At 68.1% G+C, this 25,948-nt stretch carries 19 protein-coding genes and 6 pseudogenes; 14 read left to right on the top strand and 11 right to left on the bottom strand.

Going from position 1 to position 25,948, the window contains the following annotated elements; translation table 11 throughout:
• The first annotated feature begins 42 nt into the window (after positions 1–42).
• The 7 genes and pseudogenes from ACIRD7_RS41095 to ACIRD7_RS41065 form a co-directional block, all read left to right on the top strand.
• Entirely contained in the window at positions 43–996 is a 954-nt protein-coding gene (locus tag ACIRD7_RS41095) for a LysR family transcriptional regulator (protein ID WP_403461213.1), read from the top strand.
• A 371-nt stretch (positions 997–1,367) separates the two neighbouring features.
• A complete protein-coding gene (locus ACIRD7_RS41090) occupies positions 1,368–3,404 on the top strand; it encodes a hypothetical protein (RefSeq protein WP_403461212.1) in 2,037 nt (678 codons plus the stop codon).
• A 147-nt stretch (positions 3,405–3,551) separates the two neighbouring features.
• Positions 3,552–4,004, top strand: coding sequence for a LysE family translocator (locus tag ACIRD7_RS41085; RefSeq protein WP_403461211.1), 453 nt, complete (start codon positions 3,552–3,554; stop codon positions 4,002–4,004).
• 834 nt (positions 4,005–4,838) lie between these two features.
• Positions 4,839–5,765, top strand: coding sequence for an alpha/beta fold hydrolase (locus ACIRD7_RS41080; protein WP_403461210.1), 927 nt, complete (start codon positions 4,839–4,841; stop codon positions 5,763–5,765).
• Positions 5,766–5,854: 89 nt separating this feature from the next.
• Positions 5,855–6,467 (top strand): annotated as a pseudogene (locus tag ACIRD7_RS41075) (transposase); the annotation flags it as partial.
• Between the two features lie 345 nt (positions 6,468–6,812).
• Positions 6,813–7,286, top strand: coding sequence for a hypothetical protein (locus ACIRD7_RS41070; protein WP_403461209.1), 474 nt, complete (start codon positions 6,813–6,815; stop codon positions 7,284–7,286).
• Positions 7,287–7,659: 373 nt separating this feature from the next.
• A pseudogene (locus tag ACIRD7_RS41065) lies at positions 7,660–7,842 on the top strand (IS110 family transposase); the annotation flags it as partial.
• Between the two features lie 67 nt (positions 7,843–7,909).
• On the opposite strand, the gene ACIRD7_RS41060 reads toward ACIRD7_RS41065, so the two are convergent.
• From ACIRD7_RS41060 to ACIRD7_RS41050, 3 genes are all read right to left on the bottom strand, one after another.
• On the bottom strand, positions 7,910–8,395 hold the full coding sequence (locus tag ACIRD7_RS41060; protein ID WP_403461242.1) for a hypothetical protein: 486 nt from the start codon (positions 8,393–8,395) through the stop codon (positions 7,910–7,912).
• Between the two features lie 528 nt (positions 8,396–8,923).
• Entirely contained in the window at positions 8,924–9,592 is a 669-nt protein-coding gene (locus tag ACIRD7_RS41055) for a hypothetical protein (RefSeq protein ID WP_403461208.1), read from the bottom strand.
• 191 nt (positions 9,593–9,783) lie between these two features.
• A complete protein-coding gene (locus tag ACIRD7_RS41050) occupies positions 9,784–10,365 on the bottom strand; it encodes an ArsR/SmtB family transcription factor (RefSeq protein ID WP_403461207.1) in 582 nt (193 codons plus the stop codon).
• Positions 10,366–10,423: 58 nt separating this feature from the next.
• On the opposite strand from ACIRD7_RS41050, the gene ACIRD7_RS41045 reads away from it, so the two are divergent.
• Entirely contained in the window at positions 10,424–10,993 is a 570-nt protein-coding gene (locus tag ACIRD7_RS41045) for a dienelactone hydrolase family protein (protein WP_403461206.1), read from the top strand.
• A 12-nt stretch (positions 10,994–11,005) separates the two neighbouring features.
• On the opposite strand, the pseudogene ACIRD7_RS41040 reads toward ACIRD7_RS41045, so the two are convergent.
• Both ACIRD7_RS41040 and ACIRD7_RS41035 read right to left on the bottom strand, forming a co-directional pair.
• Positions 11,006–11,769: pseudogene (locus ACIRD7_RS41040) on the bottom strand (IS5 family transposase).
• A 492-nt stretch (positions 11,770–12,261) separates the two neighbouring features.
• Complete coding sequence (locus ACIRD7_RS41035) at positions 12,262–12,939, bottom strand: helix-turn-helix transcriptional regulator (RefSeq protein WP_403461241.1); 678 nt, start codon at positions 12,937–12,939, stop codon at positions 12,262–12,264.
• An 83-nt stretch (positions 12,940–13,022) separates the two neighbouring features.
• Between ACIRD7_RS41035 and ACIRD7_RS41030 the strand changes: the two genes are divergently transcribed.
• The 3 genes and pseudogenes from ACIRD7_RS41030 (at position 13,023) to ACIRD7_RS41020 (ending at position 15,427) form a co-directional block, all read left to right on the top strand.
• Positions 13,023–13,457 carry a hypothetical protein gene (locus ACIRD7_RS41030; protein ID WP_403461205.1) on the top strand — a complete coding sequence of 145 codons (435 nt, stop codon included), beginning with the start codon at positions 13,023–13,025 and terminating at the stop codon, positions 13,455–13,457.
• Between the two features lie 219 nt (positions 13,458–13,676).
• Positions 13,677–14,156, top strand: a pseudogene (locus ACIRD7_RS41025) (DDE endonuclease).
• Positions 14,157–14,452: 296 nt separating this feature from the next.
• Positions 14,453–15,427: a GNAT family N-acetyltransferase gene (locus ACIRD7_RS41020; protein WP_403461204.1), complete on the top strand. Its 975-nt coding sequence runs from the start codon at positions 14,453–14,455 to the stop codon at positions 15,425–15,427.
• 635 nt (positions 15,428–16,062) lie between these two features.
• On the opposite strand, the pseudogene ACIRD7_RS41015 reads toward ACIRD7_RS41020, so the two are convergent.
• A pseudogene (locus tag ACIRD7_RS41015) lies at positions 16,063–16,839 on the bottom strand (3-beta hydroxysteroid dehydrogenase); the annotation flags it as partial.
• A gap of 208 nt (positions 16,840–17,047) precedes the next feature.
• Entirely contained in the window at positions 17,048–18,013 is a 966-nt protein-coding gene (locus ACIRD7_RS41010; protein ID WP_403461203.1) for an AraC family transcriptional regulator, read from the bottom strand.
• Positions 18,014–18,149: 136 nt separating this feature from the next.
• Between ACIRD7_RS41010 and ACIRD7_RS41005 the strand changes: the two genes are divergently transcribed.
• From ACIRD7_RS41005 to ACIRD7_RS40995, 3 genes are all read left to right on the top strand, one after another.
• Complete coding sequence (locus tag ACIRD7_RS41005) at positions 18,150–18,440, top strand: DUF1330 domain-containing protein (RefSeq protein ID WP_403461202.1); 291 nt, start codon at positions 18,150–18,152, stop codon at positions 18,438–18,440.
• Positions 18,441–18,654: 214 nt separating this feature from the next.
• Positions 18,655–20,994: a GDSL-type esterase/lipase family protein gene (locus ACIRD7_RS41000; protein WP_403461201.1), complete on the top strand. Its 2,340-nt coding sequence runs from the start codon at positions 18,655–18,657 to the stop codon at positions 20,992–20,994.
• 990 nt (positions 20,995–21,984) lie between these two features.
• Positions 21,985–22,698, top strand: a complete 714-nt coding sequence (locus tag ACIRD7_RS40995) for a 2-phosphosulfolactate phosphatase (protein ID WP_403461200.1) — start codon at positions 21,985–21,987, stop codon at positions 22,696–22,698.
• Between the two features lie 169 nt (positions 22,699–22,867).
• Here ACIRD7_RS40995 and ACIRD7_RS40990 read toward each other — a convergent pair whose 3' ends face one another.
• The 4 genes and pseudogenes from ACIRD7_RS40990 to ACIRD7_RS40975 all read right to left on the bottom strand — a co-directional run.
• The gene (locus tag ACIRD7_RS40990; protein WP_403461199.1) at positions 22,868–23,344 is read right to left on the bottom strand and encodes a GntR family transcriptional regulator; all 477 of its coding nucleotides are present in this window, start codon (positions 23,342–23,344) and stop codon (positions 22,868–22,870) included.
• Positions 23,337–24,131 (bottom strand): hypothetical protein, encoded by a 795-nt coding sequence (locus ACIRD7_RS40985; protein WP_403461198.1) that lies wholly within the window; start codon positions 24,129–24,131, stop codon positions 23,337–23,339. The genes ACIRD7_RS40990 and ACIRD7_RS40985 overlap by 8 nt, the downstream gene beginning before the upstream one ends.
• 182 nt (positions 24,132–24,313) lie before the next feature.
• Positions 24,314–25,318, bottom strand: a complete 1,005-nt coding sequence (locus tag ACIRD7_RS40980; protein WP_403461197.1) for a serine hydrolase — start codon at positions 25,316–25,318, stop codon at positions 24,314–24,316.
• 188 nt (positions 25,319–25,506) lie between these two features.
• Positions 25,507–25,860 (bottom strand): annotated as a pseudogene (locus tag ACIRD7_RS40975) (VOC family protein); the annotation flags it as partial.
• Positions 25,861–25,948 lie beyond the last annotated feature (88 nt).

Below are 25,948 nucleotides of genomic sequence, written 5' to 3'. Positions count from 1 at the left end.
CAGTTCGCTTCACCTGGGTTTAGCTCAGCTAAAGTCACCGGCATGCTCAACGTGCGTCGCCTGCTGCTGCTCACCGAGGCCACCGAACGCGGTTCACTCACTGCCGCGGCGGAGGCCCTCGGCATGACCACCTCCGCCGCCTCTCAGCAGATGTCCTTGCTGGAGCAGGAGGCAGGCCAGCCCCTCATCGAGCGGTTGCCACGCGGCATCCGCCCCACCCCGGCGGGTGCCGCACTGGCCGAACGCGGTCAGGGCATCCGGCGGGAACTCCGTGCCGCCCAGGCCGACCTGGACTCCTTCGCCGCCCTCGACCAGGGCACCTTGCGGCTCGGTTCCTTCCCCACGGCGAGCGCGTCCCTGCTGCCGCTGGCGCTCACGCGTTTCCGACGTCGGCATGCCGGCATCCGCATCGAGGTACGCGCCGGAGTCCTGGCCGAGCTCAGGGAGATGCTGCACACCGGCGAGGTGGAGCAGGGGCTGCTGTGGGACTACGAATGGAACCGCCTCGACGATCCGGCACTCGCCCTCACCCACCTGCTGGACGACCCCACGGTGCTGGTCGTCCCTGCCGACTCCCCCCTGCGCACACGTCCCTCCGTGCGCCTCGGCGACCTCGCCGATCAGGAGTGGATCATCCGCGCCGACAACCACCCCGTCGCCGACGTCCTGCGCCGCAGCTGTCGCCAGGCGGGATTCGAACCGCGCATCGCCTACTCGTCACATGACTACCAGGAGGCGCAGGCCATGGTCGCCGCCGGTCTCGGCATCGCGCTCGCACCCCGCCTGGCCCTCACCAGCCGACGCAGCGACGTACGCCTCCTGCCGTTCGCCTCCGACGTGCCGGCCCCCACCCGCCGCATCCTCCTCGCCCGCGCCGCGACACGCCCCGCCACCCCGCCCGCCCAGGCGATGGCCCGCGTCCTGCGCACGGTGGCCCAGCGATTCACCACCCCAGACCTGCACCGGGCCCAGCTCGGGGCGGTCCGGCGGGGCTGAAGGTGCGGCCACGAGTTGGTCCCCGGGCAGGCTTTCATGCTGGTCGTCGCGGAACCTACGGCGCCGCGGTCTGTGCGCACGCCGGCGCCCGAATGATGCCGCCGGCGTGCCGCTCGCATCCTGCTCTACCAACTCGTCTTCCTGCCCCGGCCCGGGTTGACGCGTCCGGAGGGGACACTGAGGGGCTCCGTGCCCTGCTCCTGGGCCGGGCAACATGCTCAGTGCACCTGGGGAGGACTCGAGGATCAGGCTGTTTGGCGAGCCCGGAGAAGCTCTTGGCAGCTTGGGTGTTGTCGCCTTGGGTTGGAACCGCCCATTCCCACCGATCATCTCCGGAGGAGGCCTGTCGAGACGCCGCTGTGGGGGGACTCATGTCCGGGACTGGACTTTCCGACGCAGAGCAGTCGCTGTGGGATGCCTTCCCGGCCGGACGACAGGTTGATCTGCGGCATCACGTCGTAGGTGACCCGCCTGTGCCCGGCGCGGACATCCGAGCCGAGGTCCTCGCCCGTCTCCTGTTAGGCGAGGTCGAGGCACGGCCGGGGCGCGTGCCTGCGCTGCGGCTGCGAGGCGCAACCATCACGGGGGCGCTGGACCTGTCAGGCTGCGACCTCCAGTACTCCCTGGTCGCCCAGGACTGCACGTTCGACCAGCAGCCGCTGCTGGAAGCCTCGTCCACCGCACTCATCGACCTCAGCGGTTCAGCGTTTCCGGGACTGCTCCTGCGGGACGCGCGCGTCGACGGACTTCTGCGGCTCACGGGCTGCCGCAGCAGTCAGGCCGTGCGGCTCACTCGGGCCCATGTGACCAAGACCGCCGACTTGACCGGCCTGAGGGTCAGCGGCGCTCCCGCCCTGCTCGGCGACAGCCTCGTGGTGGAGCGTGACCTGCTGTGCCGCGATGCGGTCATCGACGGAGAGGTCCTGCTGTGGAGCGCCCACGTCGGCGGAACCCTGGTCCTGGAAGGCGCCGGCATCACCCACCCCGCGGGAGCGACCCTCAATGGCGACGGACTCGTCGTGGACGGCGGCCTCTTCGGCGGAGTCTCCCCGCAGGTACCCGGAAGCCCACTGGTCTCCGAAGGTGAACTCCGGTTGCAGGACGCGAAAATATCCCGCTGCTGCACACTGACGGGCGCACGGCTTCGCAACGCGTACGGATCCGCCTTCAACGCCGAACGCCTGCACGTGGAGGGCCCACTCGCGCTGGACACCGGTTTCACAGCTGAAGGCCCGGTTGTCCTGACGGGGGCCAGTGTGCAGGGGCCGCTCCTGTTGCAGGGCGCCACGCTCAATGGTGCCGGTGAGCGGGCCCTGGATGCGTCTCTCGCCCGTATCAGCGGCGACGTCGCCGCAGGTTCCGGTTTCACCGCGACCGGACAGCTGATGCTGGAGGAGACGCATGTGGACGGCTCCGTCGTGCTCTCCGGCGCACGGTTGCATCACCCCCACGGAGAGACTCTTTCGGCGCGACGCCTGCACGTGCTCGGGCGCATCGGCGCGGAGGGACTGGTGTCCACCGGGCAGATCGTGCTCAACGACGCGCGCGTCGGCGCCAGTGTGGAACTCCCGAACGCTCGCCTGACCAACCCACCGGGCCATACCCTCACAGCCTGGGGGCTCTCCGTCGGCGGCACTCTCGACTGCTGTGACGGGTTCCTCTCCAACGGCCAGATCTCACTGACCAACAGCCGCATCCACAGCGACCTGTGCCTCGAGGGAACGACCGTCGACGGACCACTCACCCTGAACAGGATCACCGCGGGCTCACTCAGGACGGATGACAGCACGCGGCTCCGCGGCCTGGTCGATCTACGGCATGCCCGCATCGGCGTCCTCGCGGACCTCCCGGCCCACTGGCCCGACGTCCTCTCCCTGGACGGCCTCCTCTACGACCATCTCAAAGTCACGGACCCGGTGAGCGAGCGGCTCGCCTGGCTGGCCAGGGAGCAAGCCGGTTACTTGCCTCAGCCCTACGAACAACTGGCGGCCGCCTACGCCCGGCAGGGTCTCGATGATGCGGCACGGCAGGTGCTCCTGGCCAAGTGCCGCAGGCGGCAGTCAGTGCAGCCGACGGCGCGGCGCTGGTGGGGACTGCTGCAGGACTGGACAGTCGGCTACGGCTACCGGCCGATGCGGGCCGCTGTATGGCTGTTGTTCTTGCTGGTCGCCGGCGCGTGCGCTTTTGCCGCCCACCATCCACCCGCCGTGAAGCCGGCTGAAGCGCCACCGTTCAACCCGCTTCTCTACACGCTTGACCTGCTGCTGCCCGTGGTGGGCTTCGGCCAGCAGCAGGCCTTCAATCCACTGGGCTGGCAACAGTGGTTGGCAGCAGCCGTCATTGCCGCCGGCTGGATCCTCGCCACGACCGTCGCTGCGGGACTCACGCGCACGCTGGCTCGGAGGTAGCCCCTGCCGGGGACCATCCGGGACGAGAGGTCCTGGGGGTGGCCGTGTCAGCCAGGAGTCCGGCGGTCGGGTGGGCTGTAAGTAATCGCTACTCGTCACTGCCCACAGGCATTGAGCAGGAGGGCGAAGGCGTGTTCCCGTGACCCTATGGTTCCCACTGACCGCCTCCTTGCCTTCACAGCCATGTCATTCCTGCTGATCGTCATTCCCGGCCCCAGTGTGCTGTTCGTGATCGGACGCGCCCTGGCGCAGGGCCGACGTGCCGCGCTGACCACCGTGGTGGGCAACACCCTTGGCGCGTATGTCCTGGTGGTGGCGGTGGCGTGCGGGGTCGGTTCGGTCGTGGAGCGGTCGTCCGTGGTCTTCACGTCACTGAAGCTGGTCGGTGCCGCATACCTGGTGTATCTGGGAGTCAAGGCGCTGCGTGAGCGGCGGTCGCTGCATGCCGCGTTCATCGACAGCGTGTGGGGCCTGGCAGCGGCGACGGCCCGGGACTGGTTCGCCCGCTCTCCCCGCCGGCTCGCGGCCATTGGCGGCGTCGGCGGATTCACGATGATCGGGCTCGGCATCACCGCCGCCGCGACAGGTCGCAAGGACTGACCCGGGGCGGACCTGGTCCTGAAGCGCGTTACTGATCGGATGCCGAACACCCTTTGCGGACCGGTCACCAGCACTGCGCGGCGTAAGGGCTCATGTGGGCAAGTAGTCCTGCCACATCGCCGGCATCAACGCTGTACGGCGTGCCGGGCTTCCGATTGCTCGTCCGGTCGGCCACGTTGCTTAGCAGCACTGCACCGCCCGGGCGCCACACGACTACGACGGCCGATATCAGGCGAGCGCAGTCGGACGATTGCAGCCGTACGAAGCGGGCGCGGGAAAGAGGGAATTGGGCGACCACAAACTCCTGGGCGGTGACGTCGGCCTCCAGCACGTATGCGGGCAACCCAACCTGAGCGGCGAGGGACAGAGGGCGCAACAGCTGCACGGCCGGGCTTCTACGCGCGATAGGCGGGGCCACGGCGGTGCGTCGTGGAGGTCGTTGGTCGATTCGCTCGTACCCGACCCCGCGGTACGACCTGCCGGCGCGGTCGGCCGGTGGAACGAGGCCGACTCCGGGTCCGGCTGCGCCAGCTGCCGCAGCTTAGTTGCGGTTCAGAAGCGAGCGGGACCGGCCGCGAGCGGTGATCGGCCCCTCCCCCCGCTGCCGCCCGCCCGCAGGGGCCCAGCAGCGGCGTCGTCCTGACGTGCTGTTCGCCGAATCGGCAAGAGCCTGTCTTGGAACCCCCGTCGTCGCACGGAGTGGGGCAGCGCGCGTCCGCGCCGGCCGCTCCCTGAAGATCTTGAAACGGTGCCCGGTTCGCCCAGTGGGAGGGGGCACACTGTGCACATCGCGGGTTAGCGGCCCTGAAACGTCCGCAGTCCAGAATCGGCGCTGTGGTCCAGTACCGAGACGTGCACGGCTACCGGCGGGCCTACCGGATGGAGGGGGACGGGCCGCCGCTGCTTCTCCTGCACGGAATCGCGGACAGCTCCGAGACCTGGTCGGAGGTGATGCCCGCGCTGGCCGAGCACTACACCGTCATCGCCCCCGATCTGCTCGGGCACGGCGAGTCCGCTCGGCCGCGGGCCGACTACGCCATCGCCGCGTACGCCTGCGGGATGAGGGATCTGCTGACGGTGCTTGGAGTGGACCGGGTCAGCGTTGTCGGGCACTCACTGGGTGGCGGAGTGGCGATGCAGTTCGCCTACCAGTTCCCCGAGCGGTGCGAGCGGCTGGTGCTGGTCAGCAGCGCGGGCATGGGGCCGGAGGTGCATCCGATGTTCCGGCTGGCCGCGGGGCCGGGGGCGTTCGCCGGGATGTATCTGCTCACCTCGCCCCTGGCCCAGGCGGTGGCCGCGATCGCCGAGCCGGTCGTCCGGCTGGCCGGCGGCGGGGGCCTCGGCCCGGATCTGCCCTATGTCATGGACCGCTACCGGCGCTTCGCCGACGCCGCTGCCCGGCGCGCCTTCCTGCGCACGATCCGGGCGGCGGTGGATCTGCGCGGCCAGCACATCACCATGCTCGACCGGGGCTACCTGGCGCGGCATCTGCCCACGCTGATCATCTGGGGCGGGCGGGACCGCATCATCCCGGTGTCGCACGCGGCGGCGGCGCACGAGGCGCTGACCAACAGCCGGCTGGAGATCTTCGAGGCATCCGGCCATTTCCCCCACCACCATGACCCCGACCGGTTCGCCAAACTAGTGCTGGACTTCCTGCACACCACCGACCCTGCGGGCTACGACCGCTCGGTGTGGCGCGAAGAACTCCGCAACGGCCCACCGCCGGCCACCGTGGAGGAGCCGTCCAGCGGGAGCTAAGAAGCTTTTCACCTGCAGTGCGACGGTACCTGGACTATTGCACCCGCCGATGTGTTGGTGCGGTTTGGACTGCCGGGTTGTCGGTGAAGGACGGGGTATTCGCCCAGCTCAACGGCCTGCTGCGGGAGTTGGTTCGGCAACAGGAGGCCCGGAATGCAAGCCCGTCGGCATGCGTGATCGACACAGAGCGTCAAGACCTCCACCAGTGTCCCCGTCACAAGCCAGGGCACCGACGCAGCCAAGAAGATCGTGGGCAGGAAGGGCAGCATTGTGACCGACACGCTCGGCCTCCTGCTCGCCGCGCTCGTCACCGCGGCCGGCATCCAGGACTCCGCCGCCGGAGCCCGACTGCTCGACCAGGTCGCCGTCGACCACCCCACCAGCCGCACGGCCTGGGTCGACGGCGGCTTCCGCAAGCACTTCGTCGAGCACGCCGCCTCCATCGGCATCAACATGGAAATCGTCGCCCGCACCCCAGGGACCAGGGGTTTTACCCCGATTCCGAAACGGTGGACGGTCGAGCGGACCCACGGCTGGCTCATGCTCCACCGCCGCCTGGCCCGCGACTACGAGACCCTCCCCGCCCGCTCCGAGGCCGTGATCCAGCTCGCCATGACCGACCTGATGGCCCGCCGCCTCACCGGCGAAGCAACCGTCTCCTGGCGCGAACCGGCATCACCGGATCAACTACGCAACACGTGATGAAACAACGGGAGCAAACGACCTCTGTAACCGCCGAAGGTCACCCTGTCCAAGCTGATCAACAGCCTCAAAGGCGTCAGTTCCCGCTACTTGCCGGCCGAGTACACCGGCCGGACCAACCGCATCGGCAGGCTCGGTCCTCTGATCCCGCTCCTGCTTCGCGGGCTCCTGCGGCGGAGCACCGCTGACTGTGATCCGTCAATACATCGAGGGCCAGAAGCGGCCCGTCTGACCGTCACCCCGCAGGCGCAGAGAACTCCGGCGCTTCGCGCCTCCGGGGTAAGGATACGATTCCCTCCCCCGGCTGAAGCCGGGGATACCCACGCAAGATCAGGGATGGAACGGGTGTCTACGCAGACGCGCCCCACTAGGCCGCGCCGACGCAGGTGGCTGTGGTGGTTCCTGGCCTTGTGCGTGGTGTGGACGCTCGGCGCGATCGCCTGGGCGGCCGTCGCGCTGCTCACGCCGGCCGGTGACAGTCCGGAGGAGGCCGTGGAGCGCAAGGCGGGGATGCACCACGAACAGCATCAAACTGCGGGACGCTACTACATACCGACATACGCCATTGTGGAGAACGACGGCGTCGCGGTGCTCCGGTACGAAGTGGGGAACAGCCAGGACTCGAGCGTCAAGGACTTCCTTCGTACGTACGACATCACCGCCAAGCCGAAGCGCTCCAGCCCGTCCGGGGTGACGTACTCCGACCGCTTCGGCGACGTACGGCGGACGTTCACCGTCACCTACAACCCGTCGCCTGCGCCTGGGGGGTACGACTACGCACGGATCACCGTCAGAGCCAGGGGTACCGACGCAAGTTGAAGTGCCGAAAACAGGCCAGCAGCATCGGAGCTGTCATGACGTGCTGGGGCGGGCATTCCAGCGAGTCACAGACTCGGACGAACACGTCCGTGGCGGAGACGGGCTGAAGCCATTGCCGGCGGCGCTCTCGTCGTCGGCCTCGCTTGGTGCGTTGGCGAGAGCCGCACGACTTCACGGAAGTCGTGCCAGAACCCCGCGAAGTGAACGAAGCCACTCCAGGCGACGACGACCTGCGCGACATTCTCGAAGCCGACGTGCAGAAGGTGCAGGCCCACTGGGGCCACCGCTGACGTCTGTGCGGCATCTCGCCGCGACCGTCCCTGTTGGTTCCGGTGGCAGCGTGGTCAACTAGCGCACTAGCGCAGTGGGCCATCTTTCGAAGGTCCTGATGTCCATGCCGGGAGTCGCGTCAGGACCGGAGCCAGGATGCTGATCAAGGTCGGTGACGGCAGCAACTTCCGGACCGCCGGCCACCTCGCCGCCTTCGCGGGTCTCGCCTCGGCGACCCGGAGCTCGGGGTCATTCGATCCGCGGTGAACAGCCCTCCAGACGGGGGTAACAAGCACGTCCTCTTCGGATGCTCCGGGACGGAGCTTTCTACGAACCGCAGCCGTCGGCCGCAGTCACCTGATTTGCGGGTCTGCGAGGAGAACGACTCGATCGCCCTCGACATCGAAGCCCAGCACTGGATGGCCGGAGTCGCCTTCCGGGTCCATCAGCACCGGCTTGCCGAGCCGTCGGCCGATCTCCTGGAGGAAGTCGCAGAACACATCAAGTCGTTCCTGGCCCTGCAACTCGCGCAGGTCGACGTCGAAGTCGACTTCATCGGCGGCATGAAAACGGAAGATCGCCAACACATCTGCAGTCGGCCAGACCCGCAGGTCCGGACACTCGGCATCCGCCGGACGGGACAGAACTGCTTCTGCCCGGGGCACCGGAAGCACCGTCTCTCCCTCGGAGTGCTGGCACTTCCAGCACCTATCCGCGACAAGATCGAGGACCGTCTGCCAGTCCTCCACCGAGGCATCCGGGACACGCACGTCCGGCAACGACCCCGTCAAGTCAGGGTCGAAGATGCATTTCACGTCATCCCACAGCAGGTCGGCCACCCCGCCATGTTGCCCATCCCCCAGGCCCAACGCAGCCCCGTTTCCCTTGACCAAAGACGTAGGGCACCCCCGGAGTTCTTCCGTGGAGCGATGGTCGAGAGCCATGAGGGTTTCTTCCGGTTGCTGCACTCGACTTCGCTGGCCGATCGTCGTCACGGCCGGGCCATCGTTCACGTCGCCCATGGCCTCGCCGTGCACCCCTCGCGGCGCAGCAGTTGAGTGCCGGAGACGTGCCAATGCTCCCCGTGAGCGGGCCGCAGGCCGAGCGTGCCGGGATCGAAGGGACTGCAGCCCGGGTCCGGGCGGTGTGGGGACTGGCGGCAGGGCGGTGAGCGCGTCGCACAGGGATGCTGTCACTCCTGCTGGCGCCACCTGCCGCGCACTGCCGCTCCGAAGAAGCCGGGCCGAAGCCGCACAGCAGCCCCGGGGCGTCGTGTGGGGGTGGGGCATCGTGGATGCGGCGCAGCACGTCGAGGACGGCGGGGCCGCCGGGGTTGCCGTGCTCGCGCAGGCTGTCCCAGGCGTGTGTCAAGTCAGGGGCGTCGGGCAGCCTTCGGCCTGGGCCTGGATGATCCGGCCCGGCCCGCGCCAGTTGGCGGTCACCACAGCTGCGGCCTCGCAGTCCCCGAACAGCCCGGAGTTCATCGCCGGGACGATGCCCGGTTCCGTCGGCCGGTAGCAACTGCTCAGCGCCTCTGCGACGACCGGCAGCACCCGCCGGTCGGGCATCCCCGAGACCAGTTGCGCGGCCAGCGAGAGTCCCCACGCCCCGGCCGTGCAGCCCACCTGCGTCACTGGAACGTACAGCACATCCGGCCGCAGGCCGAGTTCCTGCGCTAGGTGCACGCCCAATCCCGGCATGGCGACCCCGCTGCTGTGCACCGGGATCACATAGTCCACCTCATCCGGCTCCAGGCGGGCGTTGCGCAGCGCTCCGCGGGCCGCCTCGGCCCCGAGCCTGTACACCGCTGCTGTCGCCCACGCGTTGCGGGCCGCGATGCCTTGCGGTGTGCGCAGTTCCTCCAGCGGCAGTGACCAGTAGCGGGTGTCGACCTTGAGGTTCTCGACGATGCGCAGCGCCGCTGTCACACCCGGGCGGCCGTGCTGGGCACGCTCGATGTCCTCCAGGACAGCGCTGGTCGGAATCCGGTGCTCGCCCAGCGCCACCGCCGGACAACTCACATGCACCACCACCATCGTTCCTCCGCACACCGTAGAAGTTCACCGCACGCGGGGAGTCTGCCGGGCCAGCCACCGATAAAGTCCATCAATTAGGGCGTGTCCGACAGGTCATGTGACTCGGTGGGTTCTGCCTGAGATGGGGCCTAAGTGGTGAAGGTTCGAGTGCTGCAGGCCGTGGCTACGGACGACACGACCTGCGGTACAGGTCAGTCCGCCGCAGACTCGGCCTCTGGCAGCGCCGGATAGTCGGTCGGGTAGAGCCCGGCAGCGAAGCCGTACACCACATCGCCTCCGCGTGGCAGTTGCGCGTAGTCGTTGGCAAGCTCCAGCACCCGCGCCCAGAAATCGCGGGCCTGTTCCTGGGGGATCCGCACATGCCGCACGATCGAGGAGAGTTGATCTGCCCGGTGTGCGGGGGCCGACTCGGCGGCGGCCGTGGCGAGATCGTTGTTGCAGTAGGGCGCCTCGGCCTCGCCGGTCTGGCTGACCGTGCCGACGCGGAAGATGCGCGCGGTGCGGCCGTAGTAGCGCTCGTCGATGGCTCGCACCCGGCGGGTCCGTACGACCTTCAGCAACTGGGCATCCGCCAGGGCGCTCACGTGGTGCGCGACCGTGCTCTTGGGGCGGCCGAGTGCGGCGGCCAGTTCGCTCACGGTCGCGGCGCGTTCGAGGAGCAGCTCGAGGATGGCGTTGCGCAGTGGGTTGGCCAGCGCGCGGAGCTGAGCCGGGGCTGTTACGTCTGTGACGTCGGCAAGGTCGTAGTCGGGGAGACGGGGATTGTTCGACACTCTTCGATTATTCTAAACTTCCGGATCATTCGCTACCCACAAGGCAAGGGGTTCGGGCATGACAGAGGTCGTACTGTTCCATCACTCGCAGGGACTGACGCCCGGAGTCGCCGCTTTCGCCGACGACCTCCGCGCGGTCGGCCACACCGTCCACACGCCCGACCTCTTCGACGGACGCACCTTCGACTCCCTCGAAGAGGGCCAGGGCTACGTCGAGCAGCTCGGCTTCGGCGAGATCACCGAGCGGGGCGTCCGTGCGGCCGAACACCTGCCGCCGGACGCCGTTTACGCCGGCTTCTCACTCGGTGTGCTGCCCGCCCAGAAGCTGGCGCAGACGCGGGCGGGCGCGCGGGGTGCGCTCCTGTTCCACGCCTGCATCCCCGTCTCGGAGTTCGGCGAGGCATGGCCTGACAGTGTTCCGGTGCAGGTGCATGCGACGGAAGCCGATCCGCTCTTCGCCGAGGACATCGACGCCGCCCGCGCGCTCGTCTCCGACTGCGCTGATGCGGAGATACTCCTGTACCCCGGAGACCAGCACCTGTTCGCGGACAATTCGCTGCCGTCCTACGACCCGGACGCCGCCAAGCTCCTGACCCAGCGGGCGATCGAGTTCCTCGGCTCGCGCTAGGTTGTTGGCGGGTCATGCGCAAAGCCAGAGGCGCAGAGCTGCGACGGTCAAGGTGGCGCAAAAGACATACGCCCTCTTGGCGAATCGCGTGGCCACCCGGTTCGCCTTCAATCGGTTCGGTTGATCAGCCGCTCAACTTCGTTTCTGCGGCCGTAGCGTGCCGCATCGAAGCCGGTGGGCCTGCCGCCGCTGCTGCCACGGCGCAGGCGGTGGGCCCGCTGATCACGGCGCTCGGGGATGCTGTGCTTGATCTGCCGACGCCGCAGATAACGGCGGTTGCGGCGTGACGAGTACGCTTTGTCGCCGCTGAGAGGCCGAAGACCGCCCTCACATGCCAAGTGAATCTTCGTTGTCAGGCCCCCGCGCGAACGGCCCAGCGCCTCATCGGGGCGCTGGGCGGGCCGGGTGTGCTTTCCCGTTTTCCGCGGCGCCTGCTTGCGTGCGCCGGCGGCGTGTTGATGAGCACCGCACACCGTGGAGTCCACACTCACCATGGACCAGTCGATCCGGCCGTCCGCGTCGGCATCGGCCTGGACGGCCCGGACGATCCTCTCCCAAGTGCCATCCGCGGACCACCGCCGGTGCCGGTCGTAACAGGTCTGCCAGCTCCCGAACCTCCTTGGAAGGTCCCTCCACGGGATGCCGGTCCGTATGCGGAACAAGATCCCATTGATGATCTTCCGGTGTTCCTTCCAGCGTCCGCCCCGACCGGTGTTCTTCGGCAAGTGCGGCTCCAGCTGGGCCCATTCAAAGTCAGCAACATCACCTCGCCCCACGCAGTGCTGAACGATCGGCGGTCCAGCTCGTCACTGACCTATCGGACAGGCCCTAGCACTCTCGCATTCCAAATCCCCCGAAGGTGTGCTTTCCGGCGCATGCCGGAGGATGCGGGTTCACCTGGGCTTCCATTCAGGTTGGTGACGCAAGGCCCGGGCCCGGGAGCCTGGAAGGCGGCCGTCGCGAACACCGCTCACCCCGGCCGTGGCCGCGCATTCCGCGTGAAGGGGGCCCGCCCCGATGAGGGGCCCGGCGTGCCGCTGTGGCCGCGTCGGCGGCGGAGGACTGACCCGTCAGGCCACGCCTCGGACCCGCCACCGTTGGAGGCTTGCGTCGAGGGCGGTTCTTCGACCTCGACGACCATGGAGTCCGCTGGACCGGCAAGCGAGGGTGCTGCGGCAGGCGGACGCGTGCGGGATGTCCTCAGGTGGGGCGCCGTTGCAACGGATGTCGGGTGCGCCAGCGCCGGCTTCCGCAACTCCGCAATAGCCTCAGGACGCCGGCTCCAGCACCACACAGCAGCGGCCCGGAGCCGGTGCCAGGCATGCCTGGTAGGCGGTGTCGCCCGAGGTGGCGAGGGCTCCGCGCAGCAGGTGGAGGTTCATTCCGCACACCGTTTCGACGTGCTTGCGTGCCAGCAGGTGGAAGGGGCAGTTCCCGAGGACGACGGTCTGCCCCTCGCGACGCGGCTCGAAGCCGTACCGCTCCAGGACCTCCACGACGCCTGTCCTGGCCTCGCCGCCCAGCCGTTCGCCCAGCTCGGCCGCCTTGCGGTACAGCACCGCGCGGACCGGCTCGCCGGTGCTGTCGGACTCCTCCACCGCCTCGGCCAACAGTTGTCCGGCCATTTCATACTGCCGTGCGGGCACGCTGACGCCGACCTCGCGCTCGGAGCGGCGGTACAGCTTGGCCGGCCGCCCGGCGCCTGGTCCGGTTCGCCCGCTGCGCCGCTCGTAGACGACGTCCAGCAGCCCTTCGTCGGCCAGGCGGTCCAGATGGAACGCCGCAGTCTGCCGGGCCAGTCCCAAGTCCTCGGCTGCTTCGTCCCGGCCCACGGGGCCGGTACTGCGCGCCACGTGCTCGTACAGCCGGCGGCGCGTCGGCTCGTCCAGCGCCGCTACGGCGGAGAGATCGTCGCGGGGTGCTTCCTTCGAGTGGTCCACACACACCATTGTAAAACCAACCTCCATTGACTAAAGAAGCGGGATGCGCTTCTATCGACAAGAGAGGTTGTTTATAGAAGGAGGGCGTCATGTCGTCCACACCCGCCACCGCCACGCCCGTCACCGCGCGGCCTGCCATCACCACCGACCCCGGCTACCAGGCCTTCTGGATCCTGCGCGCCGGATTCACCGTCGCCCCCGTGCTGTTCGGGCTGGACAAATTCGCCAACCTGCTCGTCGACTGGCCGGGCTACCTCGCCCCGTGGATCAACGACGTCGTCCCCGGCAGTGCACAGGACGCCATGTACGCCGTCGGCGTCATCGAGATCATCGCCGGACTGATCGTCGCGGTGGCCCCCCGCTTCGGGGGCTGGCTGGTGGCAGGCTGGCTCGCAGGGATTATCGTCAACCTGCTGACGATCCCCGACCATTACGACATCGCGCTGCGCGACTTCGGCCTACTGCTCGGCGCGGTCGCACTCGCGCGGCTCGCCAAGCGCTATCACGGCACCAAGCAGCATTGACGCACCGGAGGGCGGTCCGCACAGGAACTACACCGTGCAACCGGTGGCCGCCCTACTCAACATGCACGGCGGGAGATGCCACGTCCCCGCCCGGCCGGCGGTCGAGCGGGTCGAGAAGGTGATGGTCGGCTGGATGGCGGAGAACCTGGTCGCAGGCGGCAACACTGTGGCGGCGCGCTCGACGCCTGGCTCCTCTTCGAGGACGAAGCCGGACTCTCGATGACGTCGTCGATCACCGGCACCTGGTCCGGTCTGCGCATATCGGCTTTCGCCTTGGCCTGCCACAACGCGGGTGAGTCCTCGCGGCTGATCTACCGGCCCCGCCTGGACACCGGCTCGATGGGTTCAAGGGCGTCTGCTGGAGGGATTACCGCGACCTGATCCAGACTGCCCACCAGCACCTTGGCGATCCGATTGTGCTGGTATGGGACAGACTCAACACCCACCTCATCGCTGGGATGTGCTGCGGCATCGCCGACCGCGCCAGGCTCACTCTCTTCCAAGTGCTGGGCGCCCGACCTCGACCGGGTCGAAGGTATCTGGTCCCTTCTGCGACGGAACACCGTGGCCAATCGTGCCTTCGCCGACACCGATGACCTGATCACTGCATTCCGACGCGGCCTCTGCCGGCTTCAGTACCGCACCGGCATCCTCGACAGCTGCCTCATCGGCACCGGGCTCCGACGCCGGCCACCGTGACGACATCACGCATCCACGGTCAAGTGGCCATGGCAGGCTCCAATGGTTCGCTGGGCGAACTTGTCGACGGCGGTGACAAGCATGGTGGGGTTAGGCGAGCAGGCACAGTCCGCGCCCTCCGGCTCCTCCGAGGCCCCCGGAGGACCGGGCCAGCGGGTGGTCGATCAGCAGGAAGACGGCCGCCCTGTCGTCGGGGAACGCCGCCGCTCAATCCTTGGGCACCGGCCCGACCCGTCGTTTCGCCCGCCGCGCACGTCCATGGTGCGATGGAACTGGGGGCGGAAAGGAGAGCGATCATGCCCGCAGCGAAGCAAACGAGTGTCGCCGCCTCGGTGTCGGTCCGCCCGTTGGTCGAGCCGGACTTGGATCGGGCCGACGAGATCTTCAGGGTCGCCTTCGGGACCTTCCTCGGGGCCCCTGAGCCGGAGACGTTCTTCGGGACCGCCGACTATGTCCGCACCCGCTGGGCGGCAGATCCACACGCGGCCTTCGCAGCGGTCGTCGAGGACGAGGTCGTCGGATCGAACTTCGCCGCCAACTGGGGCAGCGTCGGGTACTTCGGCCCGCTGACCGTACGCCCGGATCTCTGGGACCAGGGCATCGGCAGGCGCCTCATGGAACCGATCATGGCCTGCTTCGACACCTGGGAGAACCGCCACCGCGGCCTGTTCACGTTCTCTCAGAGTCCCAAGCACCTCGAGCTCTACCGCCGGTACGGCTTCTGGCCCCGATTCCTCACGGCCATCATGAAGAAACAGGTCGCCGTCAGTGCCGCGGTCCCCGGCCGAGTGCTGTACAGCGAGCTGACCGACGCTGAACGGCCCGACGCACTGAGCCTCAGCCGCGCACTGACAGAGGCCGTGTACGAGGGCCTGAGCTTGGAACGCGAGATCATGGCCACACAGGCGCAGGGGCTCGGGGACACCATCCTCCTCGAGGGCGCCGACTCCGACCTCGACGGTCTGGCTGTCTGCCACTGTGGAGCGGGGTCGGAGGCCGGTGAGGACGTGTGCTTCGTCAAATTCGGCGCCGTCCGCCCTGGACCGGACGCCGCGGACCGGTTCGAACGACTGCTGGATGCGTGTGAGCAGCTGGCCACCGAGAAGGGGCTGGGGCAATTGGACGCCGGAATGAACCTGGCCCGCCAGGATGCCTACCGGCGCATGGTCGACCGCGGTTTCCGCACCTGGCTGCAAGGCGTGACCATGCACAAGCCCAACGAACCCGGCTACAGCCACCCGGACGCCTACGTGATCGACGACTGGCGCTGAGTCCACTGTCCTGCTCGGCTTCGGGAAGACCCGATGCCGTCATGAGACGACTGACACCGGGACTCCACGCTGAACGACCTGTCACCGGTCCGACCGTCGCCGTTCCTACTGACCACGTCGGTCCCATGCCTACCGCAGGGATTACGAGACCATACCCGCCTCTGCCGGCACGGGTGGACGAGAGCGCTACGGCCTCGAGCCCGAACGCACGCACGATGCGCGCACTGCCTCGCCGAAAGCGCCAGCCTGGCCCTCTGGCCCGCGAAGGCGTCTGACTCGACCATGTGCACCCGATGCAGGCCACCCGCTTGGCCCACGACACCGAAGGCGCGGCCGACTCGCGGTGATGCGCGGAATCCTGATCAGCGCGGCGCAGCGCCGCCGGTCCCACGGTCGCCAGTCATGACCGGACGCGACGCCACACACGACGAACTCACCCAAGAGCTGCACCCGATGCCACAGGGCGTCGAATGGATCGGCGGTCTCAGCCCGGAGAAACAGTCCGAGACGCTGTTTGTTCCTCGGCCATCACTGCCTCCGAACTCGCGCCGTCAACGAGGACGGACCGCAGCGCGTCAGCCGTGCCGGTCTGCGCCCGACGGACAGGGCTGCGGTGCTGATCACACGCGGCCGAATCAACCTATATCGGACTGCTGCCGTTGCTGGCGACGTCTTACCAGGTCCTCGAGGAGGCCGGGGTGCGTCGGGCGCCGCCCGAGGGCATTGCGGGTGTGGGCGCTGGACGCCGGCTGGTCCATGGCGATGATCGGACCGAACGGGCCGAAGTGTTCCCGCGGAATCTCCTTGACCGGCAGGTCCAGTCGCCGACCGATGACCGTTGCGATGTCGCGCACCGCGTCGCCCTCGTCGGCGACGGCGTGCCAGGACGTCCCGGCCGGTGCCGACTCAAGGACCAGACGGAACAGGACTGCCGCGTCGAGCGCGCGCACGGCTGGCCAGCGTTGGGTGCCATCGCCCGGGTAACCGGACACCCCGGTACGGCGCGCTGCATCGACCAACGGGCCGGCGAATCCGCCCTGGCCCTCGTTGTGGACCGTGCGCGGCATGCGGTCAGCCATGCTGCGCAGACCACGCGAGGCGAGATCCAGCAGCGCTGTGACCGAACGGCCCCGACCGCCCACCGGTCCGTCAGTCGGCAGCGGATCGGCCTCGGTGGAGGCACGTCCCGGCACCCAGGGCGTACCCGAGACCGCGACGGTGGGGCGGTCGCTCCCGATGAGTTTGTGCCCCAGCGCGGCGAGAGCGGCGCTCTCCTCAGTGATGGCCTGCGCGAGCGCATCCGGACTGCTGTGGTCGCGTCCGCACGCCAAGCTGATCACGCCGTCGCACTGCGCAGCGCCGGACCGCAGGACGTCGAGGTCCGCCAGCTCTTCTCGCAGCACCTTGGCACCAGTGCCCAGTACCCGTACAGCCCGTCCGCCACCGCCGGCGTCGGCGTGTAGCCGCACCCGTACAGCGCGCTCTTGCCTGGTCTAGCCGGCGGCCGTCCACTTTCTTCGAGCGTCCCCGATGTGCCCTCTGCCCCATCATGTCGGCTGCGCGCCATCGTTGTCGGAGCGTTCTCCACCGCAGCTCGACGCCGCTGACGCTTGCCACAGTTCAGCTGGGCGAGCGCGGTTCGTGGAGACCGCCGTGAACCTTGCGGAAGGCGCCAGGGGGACTCCCGAACTCCTTCTTGAAGGCGTGCGCGAAAGCGAACTCGGAGCTGTAGCCGACCTGGCGCGCCAGTGCCGCAAGCGGTGCGTCGCTCTCACGCAGGAGGCGCGAGGCGACACTGAGGCGCCACCAGGTGAGGTAGGCCATCGGGGACTGGCCGACGTAGGAGCCGAACCGTGCAGCGAAGGTCGTGCGGGACAGACCGACGGCCGCGGCGAGTTCCGCGACGGTCCATGCGCGGGCGGGATTGCGGTGCATATGGTCGAGGGCGGCAGCGATGGCAGGGTCCTTCAAGGCCGCGCACCAGCCTCCTGACTCCTGTGGGCACTGCTCGTCCAGCCAGGCACGCAAGGCGTACACGAGGATCAGGTCCAGCAGGGCGGGCAGCGCGGCCTCCGCGCCGGGACGTTGCTCCGTCACGTCGCTGCCGAGCAGTTCGACGGCGGAACGGAGTGAGCCGTGACGGCCGATACGGGCCGGCAGATGGATGACGTCGGGCAGGTTCCGTAGGAAGGGATGCACCGATCCCCGGTTGAGCCGGTAGGCGCCGCACAGCAGCACCGTGTGGTCCGCGGGGTCGGTTGTGTCGGCGGGGACAGCGACGCTGTCCGTGATCAGGTCCGGGCCCGCCGTTTCGGTTCTTTCCAAGGGCAGTTCGTTCAAGGCTCGGTCGGAGGTGCTGCTCACGCCATGTGCCGCTCCGTGAGGCAGGAAGACGACGTCACCGGCGGTCAGCCACACGGGCGCGCCGTGCGGAGGGATAAGCCAGCAGGCACCGCCGAGCACGACGTGGAACCCCGCCCCTGGGTAAGGGCCGAAGCGATGGCCCCAGCGGCCGGCACGCCTGGAGCGCGTCAGCTTCGCCCGGCCGACCTTCATCGTCGCCACTGCATCACTGAACACATCCATGGCGGCACCATACCGCTGGTCCGGAGTTCCGGACGATCACGTATGTTTCTCGGCGCCTGAGGCATAGAAACGCCTCGGATCGGGCTCCTACTGTCGGTGCATCACCCCACTGATGACCCATCCGGAGGCACGCGAAATGACCGCATACGTGGTGATCGACCTGGATGTCAACGATCCGGCCGGCTTCCAGCAGTACGTCGACGCCGTGACCCCTCTGATCGAGAAGGCCGGGGCCCGCAACCTGCTCGTCGACGACAACTGTGTGTTCCTCGAAGGAGAGTGGCGCCCCACGACCCTGGTCATCCACGAGTTCGAGAGCAAGGATGCCGCCCGCCGGTTCTGGGACGCCCCGGAGTACCAACCGTTGAAGGCACTCCGCCGCAACTACTCGAGGGTCAGCGTCGTCGTGGGCGGAACAGCCGCCTGACGAGTCGGCCTGTGCGGCGTCCCACACCCCGCACCTGTTGGCATGCCCATGTTTTATGCCGTGCCGGAACAGTAAGCGAAAGCGAAACCGAATGAGATCTCCGCGAGGTGCCACAGGTATGCGTCACTTATGGCCGAGAGTCCGGTCGATACGTCGGCGGGACGGTGCGCTATGGCGTAGAGCGCTGCTGACGATGGTCTTGGCGTTGACATCCGTGGCGACATCGCTGACGGTGGTCGTGCTCACGCCGACTGCGGCACGCGCGGACTGGCTGGACCGCATGACGGTCGTCACCTGGAACATGCAAGGTGAGAGCGCAGGGGGGATCACCGGCGCCAACTGGCAAACGGTTCGCAGGTACCTGCGGCAGGCATCGATCGTGCTGCTCCAGGAGTCGGGCCCCGGTCCGGTGTCCAGCCTGCTCAACGAGAACAACCGGCGTATCCCATCGACCGTTCACTGGACGGTCGATGGGCATAGGTACCAAAGCAGCGTGTGGAACCCGGAGACCGAGAGAACCGGCGGAGGGCCCTATACGGTGACCTTCCTGCAGACGGACACCACCGGCGGCACGAGTACGGGCGGCCGGGTCAACATCTCGGTCGTCAGCCGCGGTGTGCCGGATCAGGTGCGTGTGGTCAACAACCGCGTCCAGGCCGGCCGTAGCGCGCTGGGTGTACGGTTCGGCACGACCTGGTACTTCACCTTCCACGGCCTGTCCAGCGCGCGCAACGGCGGTGAGGGTGGCGGTGACTCCGCAGACATGCTGGACAGGATCGACAGGGCGGTAATGGCCTGGGAATTGGCGGACCGGACCTCCTACGACTGGGTGGTGGGTGGCGATTTCAACGTCACTCCGGCGACTTTGGAAACCCGTGCCGGAATGCCGCCCGCGGCGTTGTACAACTCCGGTGAGCCCACGCAGGCAACCGCTTTTCGGGAGTTGGACTACGTGGTTGCCGACCGCCTGGATCCCGGTATTCCGGTACACCGGCTCTTGCGTGAGAACTCCGATCACTGGCCGGTGCAGGTGGGCCTGGACCAACCCGTTCACCAGCCACCCTCACCGCCGGTGCCCACCACCGTGATGGCCACCGGGGACTCGATCACCGATGGGGTCAACAGTTCCACCGGCAACGGCTACCGCTACTGGTACTACGAGAGCCTGACCGGGATCTCGGGGATCATGAAGAGATCAGTGGACTTTGTGGGATCCCAGCGGTCCGGCGACATGGCCGACCCCCACCATGAGGGCCATCCCGGCTTCCGGATCGACGAGATCGCCCGCATGACGGCCTGCTCGGTGCGAGCGCATCGGCCCAACCTGGTCACCTTGCACGCCGGCACCAACGACATGAACCAAAACCACCAGCTCGACACCGCGCCCGAGCGGCTCGGTGCTTTGATCGATCAGATCCTGCGCGATGCGCCCGAGACCACAGTGCTGGTTGCCACCTTGATCCCCTCCACCAAGGAAGGCATGCAGGACAAGATCGACCGGTACAACGCTGAACTGCCCCGCATCGTCGACCAGCGCAGGGCCCAAGGCAAGCACGTCATGCTGGTCAACATGGGGGAGCTGACCACCGCCGATGTCGACGGCTCGCATCCCAACGACGACGGCTACCGCAAGATGGCGCAGGCATTTCTCGACGTCACCCATCTGGTGGAGAACGAAGGCTGGCTCCAGCCGCCGGTCGCAGGCACGGGACAAAAGTGCGATCCGGACACCGCGGCGGGCCCGGGCTGGAACCCCTTGGGTGTCATCGCTTCCGGCATGACGCATCCGGAGGGCCGGACCGATCTTGTCGAACTCAACGGTGACAACCGCGCCGACTATGTGCGCATCACTCCCAATGGCGCAGTACGAGCCGCGCTGAACACTCCCGGCGCACCCGGCAAACCGAACTGGGTCGATGTGGACTCCGGCATTCCCGCTGGTACCCCTGAAGACGGTGCCGGGATGCGGTTCGCCGACATCAACGGGGACGGACGCGACGACTGGCTGCAACTCGGGCCTGATAGTTCAGTCCTCGCCTTCGAAAACCAAGGCATCGCCAATGGACGGATCGACTGGTCCTTGGGCAAGCCCATCGCCGCCGGGGTCTCCGGCGCCACGCGTGAAGCCATCCGCTTCGCTGACGTCAACGGCGACGGCCGTGACGACTACCTGCGCACCGGTGACACCGGTACCGTCCACGCCTACCTCAACACCGTCACGGACCAGGGTCTGATCCACTGGGTAGAACGGCTCAACTGGGCTCCGGGGGTCTCCTACGGCTCCCGGGACAAGCTTCGCCTCGCCGACGTCAACGGCGATCGCAGGGCCGACTACCTGATGGTCGGCAGCAACGGAGCCGTCCACGCCTACCTCAACAACGGCGGCGGAGGCGCTGGCGGGTTCACCGAGCACAAATACTTCGTCAACGACACCGGATACCCCGGCGACAAGTCGACGTTCCGTGACATCAGCGGCGACGGGAAAGCCGACTACGTCGTCGTTTACGACGGCGGATCCATCCGCTGCTGGCTCAACCGAGGAGGAAACATCTGAGGTAAGGGAAGCGACGGCACACAACTGCGCACATCGGCCTGACGGCCAGCTCGGTGCCCTGGCGCCTTCATCGCGCCACGGCGCCGAGCGTGGGCACGGTCAACGGACACACCGAGCATCTCCTGTGCCCCCGCTTCCGTCACTGTGAAACGTCGCAGGCGCGCCCCACGGCCCAACATCTCACCGGTGGAGTGCGCAGGAGTGAGGCGGGATCTGCTCTCGAGGGTCGCGGCACCACGGTGTTGGCCCATGCTCGGCCTCGCGGCGAGGGAGGCGACGGCTCAGGCCGTCCTCCGCGGAGCGGCGTGATGCATGGGCTCTTCCGGGCTGGCAGTCTGCTGACGCCACAGCCACAGGGACGTCATGGACGACAGAGCTGCAAAGATCACCAGCAACACCAGCGACACCCACATCTGTGTCCCTCCCGGGTCATCCCACCCCGCCAGTACGGTCGAAACGGCCCACACGGCGGCGCCTGCGGTGTAGTGGGTGCGGATTCGGCGCAGCTGGCGCGGGGCTCGTACGGTTGCAGCGTGATCAATTCCGGGTCCCATGTCGACGTGGGTACCCGGAAATCCGCGTGCCAACTGTCCCTGGCCAGTCCCGAGCCTGAGGGTGCGGAGTGTGGCTTGAGTGTCGGGATGGGACGCATTTCGTCGGTTCCCCGTCACAGGGGCGTGACCTTCAACTCCCCCGGCTTGTCGTCGTTCCCGCGGCCTGCCTCTATGCCTTCTCAGCGGCGGTGACGGATGCGCCCTACTTCATGGACGTCACTGCGGTCGCGACCTTCGGCCGTGCAAACCCTCAACTGTGACGGCCGGTTGCAGCAGGCAGGCTTCGGTGTAGTCCGACGCTCTCCCCGGGCTGGGTGCTCAGCGGGGACAGAGAGCAAAAGAGCCGCCGCCGCGACCCTGTGCAAGAGATCCCGTGGCGTCGAGAGATCGCCAAGTCGTCTTGTGGACCGTTCCGGTGGGCTGCGACCATCCCGCCATGAACTCGCGAACAGTCGGTTTGACCGAGGTGAACGGCACCGAACAAGTGGCCGTTGTGATCGACGTGATGCGGGCGTTCACCACCGCCGCATGGGCGTTTCACCGCGGGGCAGACAAGATCGTTCTCGCTTCCGACGTCGAAGAGGCACTGGCGATCAAGGCGGATCACCCGGGCTGGCTGGCACTCAAGGACGGAGCGGTGGTCAGCGGGTTCGACCTGGCCAACTCCCCTGGCCTGATCCGGGAGGCCGACTTGGCCGGCCGCACGGTGATTCAGAAGACGACCGCGGGAACGGTCGGAGCCCTGGCGGTGGTTGACGCGAAACTGGCGCTGTGCGCCAGTTTCGTCGTGGCCGGCGCAACGGCTCGGGCCGTGATGGATGCCGGCGCCGAGTCAGTCACGTTCGTGGCCACCGGCGAGGACGGCCGTGCGGCGGAGGATCTGGCCTGCGCCGAGTACCTGGACCGCCTCCTGGCCGGGGATCGTCCCGCCCCCGGCCCCTATCTGCACCGCGCCGACACCTCTCCAGCCGCGAACGACCTGCGCGGCGGGCGACGCCGCGGTGCTCACTCCGCCGATGTGGGGTTGTGCCTGGAAGTGGACCGGTTCGACTTCGCCATGAAAGTCGGACTCGAGGAAGGGATGGCAGTACTGCGGCCGCTCCGGACTCGACCAGATGCGGTGCCCATGGTGACCGCGCACGATGAATGATGAGCCGTTCCAGTACCCGTCCCCGTCCCCGTCCCCGTTCCCGTTCCCGCTGATGCGAGGCGGAGGGTGAGGGCAGCCCTGACGAGGCCACGTGTGGGTGGGACCACCGCCACGATGCCTCCCGCACCCTGACATCCCTTGAGCGGCCTCGGTTTTGCGCCGTGCTCCGCTACGCCTGCTCGAGCCTGCGCCTCACACCCGTGACGTTCACTGACGCCTCGGTCGGACTGCCCACTGCGCTGTCACCAGCGGCCGTCGCAGGGGCGTGTCCCGAGTTCAGGGCGTTGCGGACGGCGGTCAGGATTTCCTCGGTGTCGGCACCGAGGGCTCGTGCGGCGGAGGTGAAATCCCTGGCCAGGGTGCCGAGTTGGTGGACGTCGTGCGCGTGCGGCCCGGACGGGAGTGCCGCCACGCGGGTGCCCGCGCCACGGCGGGTACGGATCAGTTCGGCGGCTTCCAGTTCGCGGTAGGCGCGGGCAACGGTGCCCGGCGCCAGTCCGAGGTCGGCAGCGAGCTGTCGTACGGTCGGCAGGCGCTCGCCCTGGGTCAGTCGGCCGGTGCGGATGAGCGCGGCCAACTGGGCGCGGATCTGCTCGTACGGGGGTACCTGGCTGGAGGTGTCGACGCGGACGGCCCGGTCACTCATCGTCGAAAGTCCCATCGTTCACTACCGCGTCGTCAACCGCCCGCGGTGCCACCACGGTTACCAGGGACCACCCGAACGTGAACACGCTCAGCAGGCCCAGGGGGCAGATGGCCACGATGGTGGCGGCGCCCAGCCGGCCGGCGCACTCCCCCTCCGTGAGTGCGATGAGAAGCATGAGAACGACGAGTAGCACCTGACTCGACACCAGCAGCCCCCAGGCTCCCACAATCGCCCACGCGCGGTCGCGGCGCTGCTGGTACTCCCCCGGCCCGAAGGCGATACGGCGCAGGGCCCAGACGCAGGCGGGGGTCCCGACCGCGAGGGCTGCGAACATCGGGCCGCTGTAGTACAGGCCGGGCCAGGGACCGAGGGATGCGCTCATCCCTTCGCAACTGACGATCATGACACGTCCCGCTCTGTCTGCCTGGTCGGCGCCGTACGAGGCCGTGACGGCGCCCATGAAAAGGAGAGAGACGAGTGAGGCTGCCTGCAGGAGGAGCAGGGGCCCTATTCGCGGCGGCACGTGGTCCCGGACCAGTCGTGGAGCCAGACTCGCGGTGCGTACCGCCTCCTGGGGACGCAGGGTCAGAGCGTCGCCGAGCAGGACACCGCCCACCGCGCACAAGCCGAAAGCCGTGATGGCGAAGACGAGGGGCGTCGTGATGTCGCCGCTCTCCATCGTGACCAACTGCTGTGCCAGCACCACGCCTATGGCCAGGCCGGACCAGCGGGCGTAGTGGTCGGCGTGATCCAGAAGCCGCGACTGGAGCGGAGCGGTGTCGAGCACGTGCAGGTCCCCCGAATCATCTTGTACCAAGTGGTGGGTACAAGATGCCGTGGTCGAAATCTTGTGTCAAATGCTCGGTACAAGGAGGATGCTGACGGGCCATCCGGTGGGGGCGCCCTGCCTTCGTTGTCTTGCGGCGGGGGCGCTCCGTCGGCAAGCGACGGCGGCCGTCGTCGGACCGTTCATTGCGGCCACGGGCGGACGTGTGCGCTGGCCGCGCCGGCCGCTGCTCTCGCCGCGCGTTCGACCAGCGAGATCCCGCTCTGCATCGACGCATGGCCGCGGCTGAGGACCGAAACCAGGTAGCGACGCCCGTGCACGGTGACCTGACCGATGCTGTTGATGACCCACAGGCCAGTTCTGCTCCGCTGCAGCCAGCCGTTCTTGAGGGCCCATCGGGAGCCTTGAGGGTCGGCTGCGGACACCCCCCAGTCCTGGCCCTCCGCGACCCGGGCCATCAGGTAGCGGATGTAGGCACGGGACTCCTGACTCAGACCCTCGGGCGAGTGTGCTGAGGCTGCCGGCCCTCGGGCGAAGATCGCGCGCAACAGCTTGACCTGGTCGGTCGCCGTGGTCCGGGTGAGCCCCCATCTGATGCCGGGGCCGCCCCGGGTCGAGGAGAGCCCCAGCCGTTCGTGCGCCTCGTCGAGGCCTTCCGCCTCGCCGATCGCCTGCCACAGCTCGTTCGTTGCCTCGTTGTCACTTGTCCGGATCATCGACTCGGCCTTCGCGCGCTCCGCAGCCGTCAGCTTGCGGTGCTCGTCCTGCGCCTGGAGCAGCAGGGTGGCGAGGATTCCCACCTTGACGATGCTCGCCGTTTCGAACGTCGCACCCTTGCCGTACGACGCGATCTCCTGGTCGGCGCCGTCTTGGTCGAGCACCGCCACCGCCAGCCGTGCGTGGCCGTCGGGCTTGACTGTCCTGAGCGCTCTCGCGAGCGTCGCACCCCGGGTTCTGAGCTTTCGTGCCGGCGGCCCCGGAGCCGGTTCGTCCGCCCGTACCGTGGGCGCCTGCGCCTTGTGGGGCGTGCCGATGGTGGAACAGGCGGTGAGCGACGCCACGACCAATGTCGCGGCGCAAGCTCGTAGCGTGTGCGCGCGGAGGTTGCGCGTCGCGGGCATCCGGTTCTGTCCGTCGGGCATGGCTGGGCAGGCCTCGGTATTCCTGTGGAGGGAGACGACGAGCAACAGGAAAATACGACAACCTGCAGGCGATGGCCGTGATTGACACCAGTGCCGGTATGGGTGTCAATCCTTTGGGCAGCCGCAACCACGCCCGTGGCTGTCTCCCGAGCTAGGTCCCTCGGCCTTGCACGAAGCGCGCCGGGCGAGCCGGTCGTGCCCTGCGGACGACAGGCCGCACACAGGTCAAGGATCTAGCTCGTGCCTGCGGGCCGGTCCGCGTAGACGCCGCGCAGCATGCCCGTGGCCTGCCCTACTTCGATGAGGTAGCCGTCCGGGTCACGCAAGTAGCACCGCAGCTCGGCCTTGCGATCGAGGGGCGGCGTGAGGAACTGGGCACCCTTCGCGCTCCACTCCCGGTGACACGCCTCGATGTCGGCGACTCGGAGGTTGAGGAAGCTGCTGACCGTGCTGGGGTCGGTGGGCGGGCGCAGGGTGACGTCCGGCTTGTCCGAGGTGGGGCCGCCGCCCGGGTTCATGATGATCCACCCGTTTGCGAGCCTGACCGTGCAGGGATTCTCCTCCAGCACCACCTCGCCGCCTAGAGGTTGTCCCGTAACCGGTGGGGCGGTTGGTGCGTTGGCTGGGCATGGGTGGGGTGATCTCAGCGGATGATGCGAAGTGGATCGAGCCGTT

Source organism: Streptomyces sp. NPDC093568 (assembly GCF_044764945.1).
Taxonomy (GTDB): Bacteria; Actinomycetota; Actinomycetes; order Streptomycetales; family Streptomycetaceae; genus Streptomyces.
The sequence above is the reverse complement of the archived record's forward strand: the minus strand, read 5'-3'. Positions and strand labels throughout refer to the sequence as shown.